Annotated in this window: 17 protein-coding genes; 10 read left to right on the forward strand and 7 right to left on the reverse strand. The window is 62.6% G+C overall.

The features are described from left to right. Window positions 1-36: 36 nt before the first annotated feature. From ABJ363_00350 to ABJ363_00365, 4 genes are read left to right on the forward strand one after another with little or no spacing between them, the layout of a single operon-like run. Entirely contained in the window at window positions 37-1,245 is a 1,209-nt protein-coding gene (locus ABJ363_00350; protein ID MEP4377420.1) for an alpha/beta hydrolase, read from the forward strand. Between the two features lie 26 nt (window positions 1,246-1,271). Beyond that, window positions 1,272-2,234, forward strand: coding sequence for a dihydrodipicolinate synthase family protein (locus ABJ363_00355; GenBank protein MEP4377421.1), 963 nt, complete (start codon window positions 1,272-1,274; stop codon window positions 2,232-2,234). Window positions 2,235-2,256: 22 nt separating this feature from the next. After that, entirely contained in the window at window positions 2,257-2,667 is a 411-nt protein-coding gene (locus ABJ363_00360; GenBank protein ID MEP4377422.1) for a hypothetical protein, read from the forward strand. 58 nt (window positions 2,668-2,725) lie between these two features. Further along, window positions 2,726-4,618 (forward strand): ABC-F family ATP-binding cassette domain-containing protein, encoded by a 1,893-nt coding sequence (locus tag ABJ363_00365; GenBank protein MEP4377423.1) that lies wholly within the window; start codon window positions 2,726-2,728, stop codon window positions 4,616-4,618. A gap of 7 nt (window positions 4,619-4,625) precedes the next feature. On the opposite strand, the gene ABJ363_00370 is transcribed toward ABJ363_00365, so the two are convergent. Continuing rightward, a complete protein-coding gene (locus tag ABJ363_00370) occupies window positions 4,626-6,020 on the reverse strand; it encodes a M20 family metallopeptidase (protein ID MEP4377424.1) in 1,395 nt (464 codons plus the stop codon). Between the two features lie 18 nt (window positions 6,021-6,038). Further along, window positions 6,039-6,542: a hypothetical protein gene (locus ABJ363_00375; protein ID MEP4377425.1), complete on the reverse strand. Its 504-nt coding sequence runs from the start codon at window positions 6,540-6,542 to the stop codon at window positions 6,039-6,041. A gap of 123 nt (window positions 6,543-6,665) precedes the next feature. On the opposite strand from ABJ363_00375, the gene ABJ363_00380 reads away from it, so the two are divergent. Further along, the gene (locus tag ABJ363_00380) at window positions 6,666-8,243 is read left to right on the forward strand and encodes a rhodanese-like domain-containing protein (GenBank protein ID MEP4377426.1); all 1,578 of its coding nucleotides are present in this window, start codon (window positions 6,666-6,668) and stop codon (window positions 8,241-8,243) included. A 9-nt stretch (window positions 8,244-8,252) separates the two neighbouring features. On the opposite strand, the gene ABJ363_00385 is transcribed toward ABJ363_00380, so the two are convergent. Then, the gene (locus ABJ363_00385; GenBank protein MEP4377427.1) at window positions 8,253-9,029 is read right to left on the reverse strand and encodes an SDR family oxidoreductase; all 777 of its coding nucleotides are present in this window, start codon (window positions 9,027-9,029) and stop codon (window positions 8,253-8,255) included. 118 nt (window positions 9,030-9,147) lie between these two features. On the opposite strand from ABJ363_00385, the gene ABJ363_00390 reads away from it, so the two are divergent. From ABJ363_00390 to ABJ363_00400, 3 genes are all read left to right on the forward strand, one after another. Then, complete coding sequence (locus ABJ363_00390; protein MEP4377428.1) at window positions 9,148-9,486, forward strand: TraR/DksA C4-type zinc finger protein; 339 nt, start codon at window positions 9,148-9,150, stop codon at window positions 9,484-9,486. A gap of 31 nt (window positions 9,487-9,517) precedes the next feature. Next, window positions 9,518-10,972: a pyruvate kinase gene (gene pyk / locus ABJ363_00395; protein ID MEP4377429.1), complete on the forward strand. Its 1,455-nt coding sequence runs from the start codon at window positions 9,518-9,520 to the stop codon at window positions 10,970-10,972. Between the two features lie 128 nt (window positions 10,973-11,100). Further along, on the forward strand, window positions 11,101-12,930 hold the full coding sequence (locus ABJ363_00400; protein MEP4377430.1) for a phosphoenolpyruvate carboxykinase (GTP): 1,830 nt from the start codon (window positions 11,101-11,103) through the stop codon (window positions 12,928-12,930). Window positions 12,931-12,982: 52 nt separating this feature from the next. Here the strand turns inward: ABJ363_00400 and hpxZ are convergent, their stop codons facing one another. Next, window positions 12,983-13,363 carry an oxalurate catabolism protein HpxZ gene (hpxZ, locus tag ABJ363_00405; protein MEP4377431.1) on the reverse strand — a complete coding sequence of 127 codons (381 nt, stop codon included), beginning with the start codon at window positions 13,361-13,363 and terminating at the stop codon, window positions 12,983-12,985. A gap of 154 nt (window positions 13,364-13,517) precedes the next feature. Between hpxZ and ABJ363_00410 the strand changes: the two genes are divergently transcribed. Continuing rightward, window positions 13,518-14,393 (forward strand): transglutaminase family protein, encoded by an 876-nt coding sequence (locus ABJ363_00410; protein MEP4377432.1) that lies wholly within the window; start codon window positions 13,518-13,520, stop codon window positions 14,391-14,393. Between the two features lie 33 nt (window positions 14,394-14,426). Here ABJ363_00410 and ABJ363_00415 read toward each other — a convergent pair whose 3' ends face one another. Together ABJ363_00415 and ABJ363_00420 are read right to left on the reverse strand one after the other, a co-directional pair. Then, window positions 14,427-16,112, reverse strand: coding sequence for a glutamine--tRNA ligase/YqeY domain fusion protein (locus ABJ363_00415; protein MEP4377433.1), 1,686 nt, complete (start codon window positions 16,110-16,112; stop codon window positions 14,427-14,429). Between the two features lie 129 nt (window positions 16,113-16,241). Next, window positions 16,242-17,204, reverse strand: a complete 963-nt coding sequence (locus ABJ363_00420; protein MEP4377434.1) for a catechol 1,2-dioxygenase — start codon at window positions 17,202-17,204, stop codon at window positions 16,242-16,244. A 204-nt stretch (window positions 17,205-17,408) separates the two neighbouring features. On the opposite strand from ABJ363_00420, the gene ABJ363_00425 reads away from it, so the two are divergent. Continuing rightward, window positions 17,409-17,993, forward strand: a complete 585-nt coding sequence (locus ABJ363_00425; protein MEP4377435.1) for a TetR/AcrR family transcriptional regulator — start codon at window positions 17,409-17,411, stop codon at window positions 17,991-17,993. Here ABJ363_00425 and ABJ363_00430 read toward each other — a convergent pair. Continuing rightward, the gene (locus ABJ363_00430) at window positions 17,990-19,189 is read right to left on the reverse strand and encodes a hypothetical protein (GenBank protein MEP4377436.1); all 1,200 of its coding nucleotides are present in this window, start codon (window positions 19,187-19,189) and stop codon (window positions 17,990-17,992) included. The genes ABJ363_00425 and ABJ363_00430 overlap by 4 nt on opposite strands. Window positions 19,190-19,319: the final 130 nt, after the last annotated feature.

The raw sequence follows: 19,319 nt of genomic DNA on the forward strand, positions 1-19,319 counted from the left end.
CGGAATCAAATCCGGAAACAGGGGGAGTAAACACCAATGCCGAAACCACAATTGCGCGCCGAACAAGGCTGGATCTTCGACAATTTCCTGATGCTGTCGGACAATGAGGATGTCCTGCATCCCGGCATCATGGGCAACCGGCTCGAGCGCGGCACCAAGTTCGAGGACCTGAACGCGGTCTATTCGAAAGTCTCGGGCCGCCGGTCCTTCCCCAAGGCATGGGGCAAGCGGGCAACCGTGCTCGAAGGCATGGCGAAGGACGCCGAGACACGCGGGCGTCTGTATACCGCACGCCAGCTCTATCACCGCGCCGCCATCTGCTATGGCCGCGCCCAGCATCTGATCCCCATTCATGGCGAGGCCCGGAAGGTCGAATGGTTCGAGGGGCTGTATCGCTGCTATGACAAGGTCGTCGAATGGTCCGACGGCACCATGGAATCCAAGGCCGTCGAGTTCGCGCCGGGCCAGAACGCCTATGTGACCTTCCATAAGGCAGCTGGCGATGGCCCGAAGCCGACGATCATCGCGCTGCCGGGCATGGACCAGGTCAAGGAAGATGTCTGCAACCCGTTCAACAACGAGTTCATCCCCCGGGGCATGAATGTCTGCGCCATCGACGGGCCGGGGCAGGGCGCGTGCAACCGCGACGGCACCTGGCAGACCGAAAACAACTACGAGCAGGCGGCCTCGGCGGTCGTCGACTGGCTGGTCACCCGCGACGATGTGGATGCAGACAAGATCGGCATCTTCGGCATGTCCATGGGCTCGCGCTGGGGCGTGCTGATCGGCGCGGCCGACCCGCGCATCAGCGCGGTGTGCGGCCAGATGGCCAATGTCGGCTCGTTCGACATGATCTTCGAGCAGGCCCAGCCCAACTTCAAACGTATCTTTATGTATATGGCCGGCTATTCCGACGAGGGCGAGTTCGATGAGTTCGTCGCCCGTCTGGCCCATCTGCCCGACGCGGCGAAGGGCCTGAAGGTGCCGCATCTGCTGGTGGCCGGTGACATGGACGAGCTGTGTTCGCCCGCCGACATCGCCACCTTCCGTGCCGGGCTCGGCGGCCCGAGCGAGCTCTGGCTCTATGAAGGGGTGTTCCATCCCATGGGCGAAGTGGCCGGGCAGATTTATCCGGGCATCGCCGACTGGCTGCTCGAATCACTCACCAACGGACGCCCCGGCGGCTACGAGAAGACCGTCTATGTGGAAGACGGCACGACGCTCGCCGACTATGATCACGGCTAGATAGAAGGACCGCAGGAGGAACCGACATGGCGAAGTTCAGGGACTACACACCCGCAGGCGTGATTCCGGCTGCGATTCTCGCGTTCGACGAGGATTTCGGGATCAACGAGGCCGAGACCCGGCGCCATCTGTCCTTCGTGGCCGCGACGGACGGGATCTCCGCCGTCACGGTGAACGGACATTCCTCGGAAATCCACGCCTGCTCCTTCGACGAGCAACGCGAAATCCTCGATGTGTCCATGGACGAGATCGGCGATGTACTCCCGCTGATCAACGGTGTTTACGCCGACGGCAGCCACGAGGCGGCGAAGATCGCGAAGATGGCCGAGGCGGGCGGCGCATCCGCGTTGCTGTGTTTTCCGCCTCATTCCATGGGCATGGGCGGCATCCGCCACCGGCCGGAAATGGCGATGGCCCATTTCAGCACCATCGCCGACGCCACGGATCTGCCGCTGATCGTGTTCCAGTATGGCGATGAGCTGGCCTATTCTCTGGACACGCTGGTCGGGCTCGCCGAAGAGATTCCGACGATCCAGGCGGTGAAGGACTGGTCGCCGCCCCAGGCCCATCAGCGCCACATCAACGCCCTGCAGAACCTGCCCCGACCGGTGAACGTGCTGTCGACCAACTCGTCATGGATGATGTCGTCCCTCGTGATGGGGGCCAACGGCCTGCTGTCCGGCGCGGGCTCGGTGATCGCCGACATGCAGGTCGCGTTGTTCCGGGCAGTGCAGGCCGACGACATGACGATGGCGCAGGCCGTGGCCGATCGGATGTTGCACGCCACCGAGGCCTTCTACGCCGACCCGTTCGGCGACATGCACAACCGCATGAAGGAAGCGCTCGTCCATCTCGGCCGTCAGGACCGCGCGGTGGTCCGCCCGCCGCTGGTCAAGCTGCCTGATACTGAGATCGCGCGGATTGGTGATGCCATGGTGGCGGCTGGCCTCACGCGGGATGGGTTCGAGGTCCGCGAAGCCGCAGAGTAGCGCGCGCGAGCTGGAATTTGTGATGGAAGCCCTGCCGACAGCTGGTGTTTTTTTTGACTTTGCGATCCACTACTTCATCGCTTCGGTATTGGTGGGCATAGGGATTCCACCATTCTACAGAGGCTTTTGGATGTTCACGTCCGATCGTTCGGCCTATGGAAGTACCATTCGAGTAGTCATTCCGTATGTGTTGGGCCTGATGGTCATGATGGTCTTAGCTGTCGTGGTCGATCCGTTGCTGTTGTTTGTTGTCGGAGGGCTGATAGCCGTTGCGGCGAGTGTTCATGTGCGCCGAGATATTCGACGATCTTGTGGGGTTCCATTGCCGTGGGCAACGCACCCGATAACAGTTCGCTGGCCGATGGTGCTCTTCGACACTTGGACCGTGGGGGTCAGCCTGGTTTTCATGGCAATGGCAAATAACTCTTTCTGACGAATTGCGCGGCAGATATTTCCGCAACAGCGCGCCCTGTGCTATCCCCCGCGCTTCCATGCTGAACCTGAACAACATCACCGCGCGTCTGGGCGGCGAGACCATTCTCTCGGGCGCCACCGCCATGCTGCCGACGGGCAGCCGGGTGGGGCTGATCGGGCGCAATGGCGCGGGCAAGTCTACGCTGCTCAAGATCATCGCGGGGCTGCTCGAAGCCGACGACGGTTCGGTCGAGACGCCGCGCGGCACCAAGATCGGCTATGTCGCCCAGGAGGCGCCGGGCGGCCCGATGACGCCGTTCGAAATGGTGCTCGCCGCCGACACTGAACGCGTGGACCTGCTGGCCGAGGCCGACACCGCGACGGACGCCGAGCGTATCTCCGTGATCCACGAGCGGCTGGGTTTGATCGACGCCCATGGCGCGCCGTCGCGGGCTGCGCGCATTCTGGCGGGGCTCGGCTTCGACGAGGACGTCCAGCATCAGTCACTGTCGTCTTTTTCGGGCGGCTGGCGCATGCGCGTGGCGCTGGCGGGGCTGCTGTTCTCGCGGCCTGACCTGTTGTTGCTCGATGAACCGTCGAACCATCTGGATCTGGAGGCCGCGCTCTGGCTCGAGAATTTCCTCAAGACCTATCCCGCCTCCATGGTCGTGGTCAGCCATGAGCGCGACCTGCTGAACAACGTGGTCGACCACATCCTGCATGTGCAGGGCGGGACGATCAGCCTGTATCCCGGCGGCTACGACGCGTTCGAGAAAATTCGCGCCGAGCGCCTCAACCAGATTTCGGCGATGCGCGTCAAACAGGAAGAAAAACGCGCCAAGCTCCAGGCCTATGTGGACCGCTGGCGCTACAAGGCCCACACCGCCCGCCAGGCCCAGAGCCGGATGAAGGCGCTGGCCCGGATGGAACCCGTGGCGGCGGCCGCCGAAGACCCGACATTGGTGTTCGATTTCCCGAGCCCCCAGGAACTGCGCCCGCCGCTCATGGTGCTGGACCGGGCGGCCGTCGGCTATGTCGCCGACACGCCGGTGCTGTCGGGACTGAGTTTACGCATCGACCCCGATGACCGGATTGCGCTGCTGGGCCGCAACGGCAACGGCAAGACGACACTTGCGCGTTTGCTGGCGGGTCAACTGAAACCCATGGCGGGGGATGTGACGTCGAGCAGCAAATTGCGTGTCGGTTACTTCGCCCAGCATCAGGTCGAGGAGTTGCGCGTCGGAGAAACACCTCTCGATCACATGACCCGGCTCCTGCCCGATGCCAAGCCCGGGCTGGTCCGCAGCCAGCTCGGCCGGTTCGGCTTCTCCGGCGACAAGGTGCATCTCGAAGTCGGCAAGCTGTCAGGCGGCGAGCGCGCGCGTCTGGCGCTGGCGCTGATCACCCGCGATGCGCCGCATATCCTCATCCTCGATGAGCCGACGAACCATCTGGATGTGGATGCCCGCGAATCCCTGGTCCAGGCCCTCAACGCGTTCGACGGTGCGGTGGTGGTGGTCAGCCATGATCGGCACCTGCTGGAGATGACGGCGGATCGTTTGATTCTGATCGACGAAGGCACCGCGCGTGAGTTCGACGGCAGCCTGGATGATTACCGCGATCACCTGCTGGGGCGGGGGCAGACCAAGGCCCGCGAGGACTCAGCACCCAAGGAAAAGCGCGGGAACAAGAAGGAGGCGCGCCGCGCGGCCGCCGAAGCCCGCGAACGGACCAAGGACCTGCGCGCCCGCGCCCGCAAGGCCGAGGCGGAGATGGGCAAGCTCACCGATCAACGCTCCGCGATCGACCGCGCCATGTTCGACCCCGACAGCGCCGAGGCGCCCTACAAGGATCAGGCGATGACCGACCTGATGAAGAAACGTGGCGAGATCGAGAAGAAGCTCGGCGCGGCGGAAGCGGTCTGGCTGGAGGCGAGCGAGGCGCTCGAGACCGCCGAGGCGGCGGAATAATCCGGCGCTAGTCCGCGCCGATATCCCAGAACAACCCGGCCATGATCTGCAGCCCCTCGCGCGCGACCGACGCGAGCATATGTTCGTTCGGCGCATGCTGGTTGCAGCCCGCGTAGGAGTGGGGAATCCACACGGTCGGCATGCCGAGATCCTCGGCGAAGATGTCGTTGGGAATGCCGCCGCCGATATTCGGGATCAGCGCGGCGCTGCCGCCGCCGTTCATTTCGAGAGTCTCGTTGACTGACTCCAGCGCCCGCTGCACCCATTTGTTGGTCGGGTCCGAGCGGGTCGCGCGCATCCCGGCCATCCGGGTGGGTGTGACGGTCACATTGCGAAAACCATGCGCATCCAGATGGCGACGCAGCGCGGGCAGGATGTCATCCGGGTCGGTGCCGACCACGTAGCGGATCTGGCAAACCGCGCGCGCCTCGGGCGCGATCGCGTTCTGGGGGCGTTCGGGGTTGCCGAGATCGAGCGCGAGCACGGCGAAGCTGTTCCAGCCATAGACCCGTTCTTCGGGACTTAAACCTTCTTCGCCCCAGTCCAGATCAATGTCGGGGCTGCCGTCGCCACCCGACACTTTCACTTTGGCCAGCAACGCACGGATATCCGGGGTGAGAGAAGTCGGCCGCCATTCGGGGATAGCGATCTGGCCGCGCGTGTCGGTTAGGCTGGCAATGGCATGAGACAGAACCACGCCCGGGTCGCGGATCAGCCCGCCCCAGTTGCCCGAATGATGGGCGCCGTCGCGTAGTTTCAATGCGAGCTCGAAATTTACCAGGCCGCGCGAGCCGAGAACGATTGTCGCCCGCGCTGGGTCGAGGCGCGGCCCGTCCGACGCGATCAGCACATCCGCGCGCAACCGGTCGGCGTGAATGCGGCAGAATTCGCGCAGACCCCGCGAGCCCATCTCCTCGTCGCTCTCCAGCAGGATCGTGCAGTTGAAGCCGAGGCGGCCCCGTTCCTCAATCACCGCCCGCAGGCCGCCGATATTGGTCCAGTGCTGGCCCTTGTTGTCGGCGGTGCCGCGGCCATAAAGCCGGTCGACGTCTTGCGTGACATCCCATGGCGCGAGACCGGTCTTCCAGCGTTCGTCTTGTCCGACGACCACGTCGCCATGGCCGTAAATCAGAACTGACGGAAGATCGTCGCCTTCATGTCGGGTGGCGAGCAGCACCGGGCCCGCCCCCGGGGCCGGGTTGTCGAGAATGTCGAGCGTGAAGCCAAGTGCGGCGAGCTCGGGGCCGACGACATCGTCGAAATAGCTCGCGAGAGCCGGATGGGCGTCGGGGATCTGGCTCTGGGTCGGGTGTCCGACCAGGCGCGCCAGCCCCGCGACGAACTGACCGGAATCGAAATGACCAGCCGCGCGCGCGACCGCGCCGCCGCGGCTGGCCGTCATGATCGTTCCCTCAGACGTTTAGGCGCGATCGTAGGAATCGCGCGACATCTTGGTGACGTCTTTGCCCTCGATTCGGATCAGCCGGGTCTCGCCCTCGCGTTTGGGTGAGTGAAGGCGTCCGATCGGGTAGGCAACCGCCATTCCCGGGTCCAGGTCATAGGATTTGATCGGCTTCGCCTTTCCGGGTGCGCCGTCATGCGGTGCTTCGAGTTTTTCATATTCGGTCATGACTGTCTGGCCTGTCGCCTGGCCATAGATTGCCCACGTTGATCCATGGTCGTGGGGCGGGGCCTCGTTCGTACCTTTGAAGACATGGGCGCAGATGCAGAAACCCAGGTCCGGATCTTCATACAGGACGTCGCGATTGGCATCGGCTTGCGGCCCGAGATGCTCGTTGATGAATTCCTGATCGGCGAGGAATTTCTCGACAACCTGTCGGACCTTCTCGAGTCCGCTTTCGCTTGAATCCTTCGTGAGAATTTGACGGCAATCTTCGGCGAACTGATCGACGGTAAGCGCCATGATGAAATTCCTCCTGTTACGATGACCGCTGTTGCGACGGTCGTATCTGAATGTCTGACCCCTATCATGCACCGGACCCGACCCGAATCACAATACACGTGTGTTTACTGTAGAATGGCAATCATGAAATCCGAGATTCTCCGCGCCGCCCTGTCGGCCAAAAGCGAAACCGCACTCCTCGATCTGCGTGAGCAGGGCGAGTTCGGCGCCTGTCACCTGTTCTGGGCGGCGAACACGCCCCTGAGCCGGCTCGAATTCGAGGTCTCGAGATTGGTGCCCCGGCAAAGCACGCCCGTCATCGTGACGACCGCCGGTGACGCTGACCTGGCCGCACGCGGCGCGGCGGCGCTGGCCGCCCTGGGCTACACCGACGTCGTGATCTGTCCCGATACGCGCGACGAATGGATTGCAGCCGGTTTCACCGTCTATTCGGGCATCAACGTGCCCAGTAAGGCATTCGGCGAAGCGGTCGAGCATCACTACGCTACACCTGCGCTGCACGCGACCGACCTCAAGGCGATGCAGGACCGCGGCGACGATTTGGTCGTGCTGGATTCGCGCACTTTCGCGGAATATCGCAACATGAGCATCCCCCGGGGGGTCAGTGTGCCGGGCGGGGAACTCGCCTATCGGGTGCGCGATCTTGCGCCTTCGCCCGATACCACCATCGTGGTCAATTGCGCCGGCCGCACCCGCAGTATTCTTGGTGCCCAGTCGGTCATCAACGCCGGCGTGCCCAACAAGGTCATCGCGCTCGAAAACGGCACGATGGGCTGGCACCTCGCCGGGCTTGAGCTGGAACATGGCCGGACAGATCGATTTTCAGCGGGCGACCCGGAGACCCTGGAGGCCGCAATCGCCATGCGTGACCGGATCGCGTCTGCCCACGATATCGAGACCATCGATATGGCCAGGCTCGTTGCATGGCGGGGCGATGCCGGCAGCCGCACATTGTATCTGCTCGACGTGCGCGACCCGGAAGAATTCGCTGCCGGGCATCTGCCGGGTTCGCGTTCCGCGCCGGGCGGCCAGTTGGTGCAGGCGACCGATTTTCACATCGGTGTCCCGAATGGCCGCATCGTTTTGATCGATGACACGGGTGTGCGCGCAACCATGACGGCCCACTGGCTGGTGCAGATGGGATATCCAGAGGTGTATGTGCTTGAGGGCGGATTGACGGGTGAACTGGAGAACGGCGGCGCCGCCCCGGCGTTGCCTTCAGACGCCGCGTCGATCGACCCGGATGATCTCGCAGCGCGCCTGAATGACGGTGATATGCGCGTCCTCGATCTCGGCGAGAGCCGGGTGTTCCGCAAGGGGCATATCCCCGGTGCGAAATGGGCCATCCGCTCGCGGATCGCCGCGACCGGCCCCGCGTTGCCTGACAGCGGCACACTCGTTCTCACATCCGATGATGGCCGTCTCGCCGCGCTGGCGGTGGAAGAGGTGCGCGCCCATACGAATGCGGAGATTCTGGTTCTGTCCGGCGGTACGAACGCCTGGGTCGCGGCGGGCCTTGAGACCGAGGCCGACCCGACATATCCGGCCGACAAAGACTGCACCGATGTCTATCTGCGCGCCTATGACCGCAATACGGATGTGGAAGCCCGGATGCAGGAATATATCGACTGGGAGGTCGCGCTGATCGAGCAGATCGCCGCCGACGACGACGTGCAATTCAAGATGGGCCCGGCGAGATAAGCCAACAGCCTAGTCCCATTTTCGCCCCGGCATGTGGTTGAAAAGGCTCGTCGACATGCCGCCGTCGATAACCAGTTCGGATGAGGTCACATAGGACGCGGCATCTGACAGCAGATAGAGAATGCCCTCGGCGATGTCGTCGGGCTGGCCGACCCGGCCGAGCGGCGTGACATCCGCGCGCGCCTGTTTGACGGCCGGGTCGCGCATGTAGGCGGTGAGCGGCGTTTCCGTGTGTCCGGGGCAGACCGCGTTGACCCGGATATTGTGCTTCGCCCATTCCAGCCCGAATTGTTTGGACAGCATGATCACGCCGGCCTTGGTCGTGCTGTAGGCGCCGGCCAGGTTGTAGGGCTGAAGCCCGCCGGTCGAGGACAGGTTCACCACCGCGCCCGGGGTTTTTTTCCCGATCCACCAGCGGCCGGCAGCCTGGGTCATCAGGAAGGTGCCCGTCAGCCCCACATCGACGACCTTGCTCCAGTCGTCGTGGGACAGATCTTCCAACGGTCCCGGTCCCATGCGGATGGCGCTGTTCACCAGAGCGTCGAGCCGACCGAAGGTTTCGACCGCGAAGGCAACGCCGGAAGCGCAGGAATCTGGGTCGGCGACGTCGATGGGAGCGAACGCCGCCGCATCGCCCATTTCGTCGGCAATGACGCCGCCGAGCGCCGCGTCCACATCTCCGATGACGACCCGACCGCCGTCGCGCACAAACCGGCGCGCGGTCTCCGCACCGATCCCGCTCGCGCCGCCGGTGATGATGCAGACCCTGTCTTCGAAACGTGACATTTGTTTCTCCCGCGTTTTCCCTGAAACGAGTGTAGCCACAAACATCGTTGGGTTGCAGGGAAGGGCGAACCATCACGCGCGACTTGATTTCGCGACGAACTCGGCTCCCAATACGACCATGACAGGGAAACTGGACCTCGAGAGATGGCGCGCGACGCTCCTGGGCGAACGCGCCGCACTGAGGGAGTCGAGCGCCGCGACATCCGAGAACCGCACACCGGTGACGTTGGATCAGCAGAGCGTCGGCCGGCTCTCGCGCATGGATGCCATCCAGGTGCAGGCGATGGCGCAGGCCGAGGAAGACCGGCGTCAGCATCGGTTGCGCCTCATCTCGGCGGCGTTGTCCCGGCTCGACGAGGGCGAGTATGGCTACTGCATGACTTGCGGGAACGACATCCCGGAGAAGCGCCTGGAAGTCGATCCGGCGGCCGCGCAATGCGTCGATTGCGCGAAATGATCTGAACGTTAAGTTATCTGGGAAGAGCGATATGCGGCGTGTGCGAAACGTGAAGGTCCTGGCGACCCTCGGCCCGGCGAGTTCATCGAAGAAGATGATCCGCGCGCTGTTTCTGGCCGGCGCGGACGCGTTCCGGCTGAATATGAGCCACGGGTCCCACGACGACGTCCGTGAAATGCATGCGCGTATCCGTGCGGTCGAAGCAGAGCTCGGGCGCCCGATCTGTATCCTTGTCGACCTCCAGGGACCGAAACTGCGGATCGGCAAGGTCGCCGCGGGTACGGTTTTGAAGGATGGTGCGGCCTTCCGGCTCGAACTCGAACATGGGCCCGGCGATGCTGCCGGTGCGGAGTTGCCCCACAGGGAAATTTTTCAGGCGATCGGTGCCGGCGCCAGCCTGCTCATCGACGACGGCAAGATTCGGCTTGAGGTGGTCGAGGCGGGGAAGGATTTTGCGGATACGAAGGTGATCGTCGGCGGGCCGCTCTCGTCCAACAAGGGCGTGAACGTGCCGGACGTGACCCTGCCTGTCCCGGCCTTGTCGCCCAAGGATCGCCGCGATCTCGATTTTGCCATGACTCTCGACGTGGACTGGGTGGCGTTGTCCTTCGTGCAACGGCCCGACGACGTGGCCGAAACGAAGAAGATCGTCGCCGGGCGCGCGGCGGTAATGGCAAAAATTGAAAAACCGCGCGCACTCGATTTCCTGGATGAGATAATCGAGGTCGCGGACGGCATCATGGTCGCGCGCGGGGATTTGGGTGTGGAGCTGCCCATCGAAAAGGTGCCGGGTATCCAGAAGGCGATCACGCGGGCCGGGCGGCGCGCCGGCAAGCCGGTGGTCGTCGCGACCCAGATGCTGGAGTCGATGATCGAGGCACCGGTGCCGACCCGTGCGGAAGTCTCGGACGTGGCGAATGCCGTTTTCGAGGGCGCGGATGCGGTGATGCTGTCGGGCGAGTCCGCCGCCGGCGCACATCCGCTCGAGGCGGTAGAGATGATGGACCGGGTCGCCCGGTCGGTCGAGGGTGACCCGCAGTTCCGGGATGAGATCGACGCGGGACGGATGGCACCCGAGACGACTTCGGCGGATGCGATCACCCTGGCGGCGCGGCAGGTCGCCGAAACCCTCAAGGCGGCTGCCATCGTTTGCTATACGGCGTCGGGCTCCACTGGGCTGCGCGCCTCGCGCGAACGGCCGGAAGTACCGATTCTCGTGCTGACCCCGGTGGTTCAGACCGCGCGGCGTCTGGCGCTTGCCTGGGGGGTGCATTGTGTGGAGACCGAGGACACAACCAGCTTCCTGGACATGGTGGTCCGGGCCAGCCGGGTGGCGGAGACGGAAGAGTTCGCCAAAACGGGTGACAGGTTGGTCATCACTGCGGGCGTGCCGTTCGGGACTCCGGGCCGCACAAATACCCTGCGGATCGCGACCGTGGGAACGCAAGCGCGCCGCCCGCGCGCAAAGCGAAAAATGCCCGCGTAGATCATGCGTCATTTCGCCCCCAGAATAATCCGGGCGAGCGGTTTACATGCCCCGAGTCCTTTGGCTTATAGTTCGATAATTCTCGTATCGGAAAACAGGCGGCAAAGATCGCCGGAGGGGACGCAACGATGGGGAAATCGGCAGACAGTCGAACCCGTAATCAGGGGCTGTTGAACTGGGTCGATGAGGTCGCCGCGCTGACGAAGCCGGCCGACATCTATTGGTGCGACGGGTCGAAGGAAGAATATGACCGCCTGTCCGCGCAGATGGTCGAGTCCGGCATGCTGATTCCGCTGAACCAGGAATTACGGCCCGGCTGCTTCCTGGCCCGTTCCGACCCCAGCGATGTGGCGCGGGTCGAGGACCGCACCTTCGTCTGCTGGGACAATGAGGAAGATGCCGGACCCAACAATAACTGGGTCGCACCCGACGAGATGCGCGAGACCCTGAACGGCTTATTCGACGGCTGCATGCGCGGCCGAACCATGTATGTGATCCCCTTCAGCATGGGGCCGCTCGGCTCCCACATTGCCCATATCGGGGTGCAACTTACAGACTCACCTTACGTCGCCGCGAGCATGCGCATCATGACCCGGATGGGGCAGGGCGCACTTGACGTGCTGGGTGATGACGGCGACTTCGTGCCGTGCCTGCATACCGTCGGCGCGCCGCTCGCGGATGGCGAGGCGGATGTCGTCTGGCCCTGCAACAAGACCAAATACATCGTGCATTTCCCGCAGGATCATTCGATCTGGTCCTATGGCAGCGGCTATGGCGGCAATGCGCTGCTCGGCAAGAAGTGCTTCTCGCTGCGCATTGCGTCGATCATGGCCAGGGAAGAAGGCTGGCTCGCCGAGCATATGCTCATCCTCGGGCTGGAATCGCCGAAGGGTGAGAAGACATATGTCGCGGCCGCATTCCCGAGTGCGTGCGGCAAGACGAACCTCGCCATGCTCATTCCGCCTGCCGGTTACGAGGGCTGGAAAGTCAGTACCGTCGGTGACGATATCGCCTGGATCAAACCTGGCGAGGATGGCCGGCTGCATGCGATCAATCCCGAAGCCGGGTATTTCGGTGTGGTGCCGGGAACGTCGACGAAGACGAACCCGAATGCCATGACGATGATCGAGCGCGACACGATCTTCACCAATGTGGCGCTGATGGACAATGGCGACGTCTGGTGGGAAGGCAAGGACGGCGAGGTGCCCGATCATCTGATCGACTGGCGCGGCGACGACTGGACCCCGGACAGTGACACACCTGCCGCCCATCCGAACGCGCGCTTCACCGTCGCGTCGGTCAATTGCCCGAGCCTCGACCCGGCCTGGGACGATCCGAACGGTGTGCCGATCGATGCGTTTGTCTTCGGCGGCCGACTGAGCTCAACCTTTCCGTTGGTTTACGAATCCACGGACTGGCAGCACGGTGTTTACATGGCCGCGACCATGGGATCGGAAGCGACCGCAGCAGCGGACAATCAGGCAGCAATTCGCCGCGACCCGATGGCGATGCTGCCCTTCTGCGGGTACAACATGGCCGATTACTGGAGCCATTGGTTGGGCTTCGCGGAGAAGGGGCTCAAGCTGCCCAAGATTTTCAGGGTGAACTGGTTCCGCAAGGATGCGGCGGGCAACTTCATCTGGCCGGGCTTCGGCGAGAACATGCGTGTACTCGAATGGGTCTGCGACCGGGTGCACGACAATCGCGACGCCATCGAAGGCCCGCTCGGCAATATGCCGCGCTACAGCGATCTCAACTGGACCGGCCTCGAATTCACGGCCGATGCGTTCAGCGGGATCATGGATCTCGCGCGCGACGCGGGCAGCAACGAGGCTCAAGCCCAGAAGGAACTGTTCGACAGCTTTGCCGGTCGTCTGCCGGCGGCCATGGAGGCTGAGCGTCAGGCGTTGCTCGATAGCATGGAGAAAGCGCCGGAGATCTGGCGCGTCGCCAGCTAGAATCAGCCCCGGGACCAGATTTGAAAGGGCCGCTCATCGCAGCGGCCTTTTTCTATTTGTCGATGACGCTTACATGGGCGGCGACGATGCGCCATCCCTCCGGCATGCGCGCCCAGCTCTGGCTCTGTCGCCCCACCTTGTCGCCCATGCTTTCGCGATGAAACTCCAGGTTCGCGGTACCGAAATCACGGCCGTATGTGGTTACGATCACCGGCCCGGTGGTGCGGGCCACGTCGGCCGGGTCACGTGCGGCACGGAACCCGGCGATCTGGTCATGGCCGTAGAGGTTTTCGCCGATGCCGTAGCGCAGGGTCAGATCATGGGTCCAGAACAGCTCGTTCAGCACGTCGACATCGTTCGTCGTCAGCGCCGCTTCATAGCGGTCATGGGCTGCCGTTACCTCGGCGAGGACTTCGGGGATGTTGATTTCCATTTAAATGCTCCAGTCAGACAAGCCATGTTCCCATGCGCAGCCCTTCGGTCCAACCCCCGGGTTCGGCCGCCGGGTCCAGTCCCCGGATCAAACCCGCCACCGGCCGGGGCGGGTGCCGGGCCAATCTATGCTAGCTTCCGGCGGGAGACGAAATTTGACCAGGCTCGAGATTCACCACCGCACAACCTACCGGTACCGGGAGCCCATCCAGTTCGGCACGCACCGCATGATGCTTCGCCCGCGCGAGAGCCGCAATCTGCGTCTCACCGCGCATAATCTGGATGTGTCACCCGGCGCAACCATTGCCTGGGCGCATGATGTTTTCGGCAATTCCGTTGCGACGGCCACATTTCAGGAACCGTCGGATACGCTCGTCATAGATAGTTTTGCGGCACTCACACTCGACGTCGACCAGTGGCCCGTTTTCGATATCGCCGCCTCGGCCGCCAATTACCCTTTCCTGCTGACAGAAGACGAGATGACCGACCTCGGGGCATTGCGGCTGCAAGCCTATCTCGATTCCGACGGGAGCCTGCGGGCATGGGCCCAGGGTTTCGTTTCCGGGAATCCGACCGATACGCTGTCGCTCCTCAAGGATTTGTCGGACGGTGTCGCGGCGCGGGTCACCTATGAAGTTCGCGAAACCGATGATGCCCAGTCGCCGAGGCAGACGCTCAGCCTTGGCCAGGGGTCATGCCGGGATTTCGCGGTTCTGTTTGTCGATGCCGTACGCAGTTTCGGTTTCGGTGCGCGGATTGTATCGGGATATCTGTACGATCCGGACAATGATGCCGTGGGGTCCCAGGGGGCGGGGTCGACCCACGCGTGGGCCGAAGTCTACGTGCCCGGTGCGGGCTGGATCGTGTTCGATCCGACCAACCGAAGTGTCGGCGGATTCAATCTGATTCCGGTCGCCGTGGCCCGCCATATCCGTCAGACGATGCCCGTATCGGGAAGCTTCATCGGTGACGGAAACGCATTCGAGGGAATGGATGTGAAAGTCGAGGTCGCGTCGTCGGAACAGTCCTGAATACCCGTCGCGCCCGTTTACGTTTTCGAACGTCTAGCCTTTTGCCTTCGCCCCGCCATCGCGCAGGCTCACCGTGCGGTTGAACACGAGTGCGCCGGGGGCAGATCCCGCATCGGGCGCGAAATAGCCAAGCCGCTCGAACTGGACCACCGCATCGTCCTTCGCGAGGGTCGGCTCCAGGTAGCATTCGGTGCGCAGGTCGAGTGAGGACGGGTTGAGGTCTTCGAGCCAGTCGCGCTCCTTGCCCGGTTCCTCGGCGGTGAACAGATGATCGTAAAGGCGGACTTCTGCGGTCTCGGCGTGGGCCGCCGAGACCCAATGGATCGTCCCGCGGACCTTGCGGCCGTCGGGTGATTCGCCGCCACGGCTTTCCGGGTCATAGGTGCAGCGCAGCTCAGTCACATTGCCGACGGCGTCCTTGATTACATCCGTGCAAGTCACGAAATATGCGAAGCGGAGCCGCACCTCCCGCCCGATGGTCAGGCGGCGGAATTTCTTGGGTGCGTCGTCCATATAATCGTCACGCTCGACCCAGAGTTCGCGCCCGAACGGAATTTTGCGCGTGCCGGCACTTTCGTCGGTCGGGTTGTTCACCCCGTCCAGTTCTTCTGTCTCGCCCTCGGGATAGTTCTCGATCACCAGCTTGACCGGATCGAGTACGCCCATTCGGCGCGGGGCGGTCTGATTCAGATGCTCGCGGATCGTGTTCTCGAGATACGACATCTCGACCAGTCCGTCGGCCTTGGTAATGCCCAGGCGGGTGATGAAATCGCGGATCGCCTCGGGGGGCACACCGCGGCGGCGCAGCCCGGCCACGGTGGGCATGCGCGGGTCGTCCCAGCCGGCGACATGGCCTTCCTCCACGAGGTGGATCAGGCGACGTTTCGACAGCACCGTGTGACCGAGGTTGAGGCGTCCGAATTCATACTGGCGGGGCCGGGCGGGCACCGGGAGGTTTTCGATGAACCAGTCATACAGAGGGCGGTGATCCTCGAACTCCAGCGTACACAGGGAATGAGTCACATGTTCGATGGCGTCCGACTGGCCGTGGGCGAAATCATAGGTCGGGTAGATGCGCCACGCATCGCCCGTGCGCGGATGATCGGCGCGAAGTATCCGATACAATACGGGGTCGCGCAGGTTGATATTGCCTGAGGCCATGTCGATCTTGGCGCGGAGCACCCGTGCACCATCCTCGAACTCGCCGGCGCGCATGCGCGCGAACAGATCGAGGCTTTCTGCGGCCGGCCTCTCGCGGTAGGGGCTCGGTCGGCCGGGTTCGGTCAGGGTGCCGCGATACTCGCGGATTTCATCGGCCGTCAGATCGTCCACATAGGCGAGGCCGCCTTCGATCAGATGCTGCGCCCAGGCGTAGAGTTGCTCGAAATTATCTGACGCGTGGAAGAGATTCTCGCCCCAGTCGAATCCGAGCCAGCGCACGTCGTCCTGTATGGCGCGAATATAGGCGGCGTCCTCGCGGGCGGGGTTGGTATCGTCGAAGCGCAGGTTGCAGGTGCCGCCGAACTCCGCCGCGACGCCGAAGTTCAGGCAGATCGACTTGGCGTGTCCGATATGAAGGTAGCCGTTCGGTTCCGGCGGGAAGCGGGTGACGATCGTATCGGTCTGGCCGGATTCGAGATCGGCACGAATCCGGTCGCGGATGAAATCGCGCGGCGCCGTTTCGGTGTCGTGGGAATCGGGGTTGTCAGAATCTGTCATGAAATATCACGGCCCTGGGATGATGGCTCTGTCTGCCAGAAAACTGGCTGTGCGCCAAGTCGGGTGCCGCAATAAACGCAAACGGCCCGGCATTGGCTGCCGGGCCGCACATCACAAGGCAGAAACCGCCTAAGGGCTGACGTGATGGATGAATTCCATGGGAGCAGGCTCGCCCCACTGGGACCTGAGCCCTTCATCGGCGGGGATGTAGCGGGTTTCGTAGTCCGCATTGAGCGTGTCCGAATCCGCCCAATGTTCGTGCACCCGACCCCACGGGTCCTTCCAATAGTCGTAAATCTGGCTGCCGAGAACGTGACGGCCAATGCCCCAGACATGGTCGTAATTACCGGCATCACGCAGATGTTCGTGACCCATCATCACGTCGTCGAAATCGGGCACCTCGAACGAGAGGTGGTTCAGCCCGGCATTCTCGTTGCCGATGTAGAGAAACACATGATGGTCGACGAATTGCTTGCCGCCGTCGATACGGTTGAAGCTGGCAATTATCTTGTCTTTGTCATCCTCGACATAGACCTCGTCCGAAGCGATGAGGCCGATATGGTGGCGCACCCAGGCCGTGCATTCGTGCATCTTCGGTGTGCCGATCACGCCATGGCCGATCCGCATGACCGTGGCCGGGCCGGGGGCCTTGCGCCAAAGTTCGTTGGCGCGCTTGTACTTGTCGATATTGCCGAGGTTGTAGGATTGACGCTCGACGGGCATCTCGTCGACGGCTTCAATACCGTGGACGACTTCGATGGTGTAGCCGTTGGGTTCTGTGAGGCGGACCCTTTTGCCGCCGCCGGGCTCGTCGATATTCTCGACATCTGACGCGCCTTTGGCTTCCGCAGCGAGTTTGTGCAGATCGTCTTCGCTAACAGCACGGAAGGCGAGGCTGATGAAACCGGGGTCGCCCTTTTCCGTCACGTGAATATGGTGGCTGGCACCGGTGCCGCGCATGAACAGTTTGTCGTTGGTGCGCTCGACCGTGATCATACCGAAATTGGTCAGGAACTCTTCCTGGACGTCCAGATCGGGTGACCTGATGCGGCCCCATTCGAGATCGGCGACCTTGATAATGGGTTCAGTCATGGGGATTTCCTCCTGCCCTGCCATTCGCGGCGGTGTTGCTGGATACTCTAGACGGAACAGGCTTGGCTCGGAAAGCCTCTAACCCGGTGTCACGCGCTCGGTATTTGGCCCATACGCAACCGTATGGTATTATGCTGGTGTGCGGGTGTCAATACGCGTGCGTATGGGGCCGAGCCTGGTCTGGCAGATATTGTAGGCGGACGAATGACGAGCAAACGAGAACAGTCCCAGGATCGAGACTCCTGGCTCGCGGAAGCGCTTGAAATGCTGCGAGAGCGCGGGGTCGATCATGTGAAGGTCGAGCCTCTCGCGCAGCGCCTCGGGGTGACCAAGGGGAGCTTTTACTGGCACTTCAAGGATCGTCAGGACCTGCTGAACTCGCTTCCGGAATTCTGGGCGCGTCGCCAGACGGATCCGGTACTTGCCCATGTGCAGGCCACGTCGGGAGGTCCGATCGAAAAGATGCGGGCCATTCTCGAATTCATCGCGCACGAGGACCCCGACCAATACGACAATGCCATGCGTGCCTGGGCTCAGTTCGATCCGGACGTCGCGGCCGCGGTGGCGGCGATTGACGAACGCCGGATGGCAACGGCGCGGTCATTGTTCGAGGAGGCGGGACTCAGCTCGTCCGATGCGGCCTTTAGGGCCCGGCTCTGGTATTTCTATGATGTGGGCGAGCATGTGACCCGCGATACGCCGGACACGGTCGAGGAGCGGCTGGAACGCGCGTCCCACCGGCTGAAGCTGCTGACGTCGGATCTAAAGTCGGATCTGGCGTCGGATTAGCTGGCGATCAGCATGTCGGCGGCTTGCGGCTCGACCCCGAACACGCCAAGCATGCAATCGAGCAACTCGCGGTGCTGGTCGCTCGTAATCTGCGGGCCCGTGCGTCCGAGCTGGTCCTGCAGCAGATTGATCGCGTGGGAGTTGCTGCTCAGGCAGGCTGCCAGTTCGACATAGTGCGTGTCGGCCTGGCCGAGGAAATCCTTGAACGGTGCCGGATTGCTTTCCTCGATAAACTGCCGATAGCTGTTTTCATAAGCCTCCAGCATATTGACGATGCTGAGATAATTTTCGCGAAACAGGGCGCGGAGTTGCTTGAGGTCCCGCTTGATCAGGCCCTGAACCTCCGTGCGCAGACCGCCGTAATCGACCGGCAGCGCGGTCTTCGCGTCGCCGATCCAGGCGAAGAGGCGGCGTAGTGCCGGCTCCACTTCCGAAAACTGCACCTGATAATAGCAAATCGCTTTCCAGGCGAAGAATAGCTCCGGCGCGCGCTCGGGCGGCATTTCCATGCCGTAGACGAAATCCTCAATGCCGTCGATGTCGCGCGCTTCCCAGATTTTCTTCAGGAATTTGGAGATGTTCTCTTCGATCCTGATCTTGAGGTCCGGGTCGGTGTCGACGTCGTCGTCTTCCATGCCCAGCGCCTTGCGGACCAGCGCGTCGATTTTTTCGCGGATGGGCTTCTGGATGCGGGTCCATTCCTCGATGCTGATGTTGAAATAGGCGGGGTTCAACTGGTCCTCGATGCCCTGCTGTTGCGCCTTACATTTCAGCAGGAACGGGTCGAGGGTGGGCAACTGGTCGATCATTTCCATGATCTGAATGTCCCAACGGCCGTCTTCAGCCTTGTCCTCGCGATTCGTATCGAGACCACATTTGTGCAGCAGTTTCTCGGCCCGGCGGGGGTCGCTTACCAGAATGGAGTCGCCACCCTCATACATATTCTGATGGTTGTAGGGAAAATAGACGAGGGTCTCGACACCGTGCTGGCGTTTGCCGCGAATGGTGACGGTATCGACGACCTTGAAAATGATCGAATCATTCAGATAGCGGTTGCGAAACAACGGCCCGAACGGGTCATCGTCGGCGATTGTCGCCGCGATGCCGGCGATGTCCTTCGTGGTTTCGAAGCAATTCAGGGTCGAGGAACGACCCACATCGATAGCGCGGGAAAGCTGTTGCCGGTTCATGGACATCGAGACGAGACTCCGGGAGTTCTGATCCGTCCCATTCTGAATTGGAAATATTGAAGAAATCTAAAGGGATAGAGCGAAACCCGGTATTTATGTGTGTCGGTCGACGAAGTCCTTGCCTTGTCCGGGCTGG

It is taken from the genome of Alphaproteobacteria bacterium (genome assembly GCA_039980135.1).
Classification (GTDB): Bacteria; Pseudomonadota; Alphaproteobacteria; order UBA6615; family UBA6615; genus UBA8079.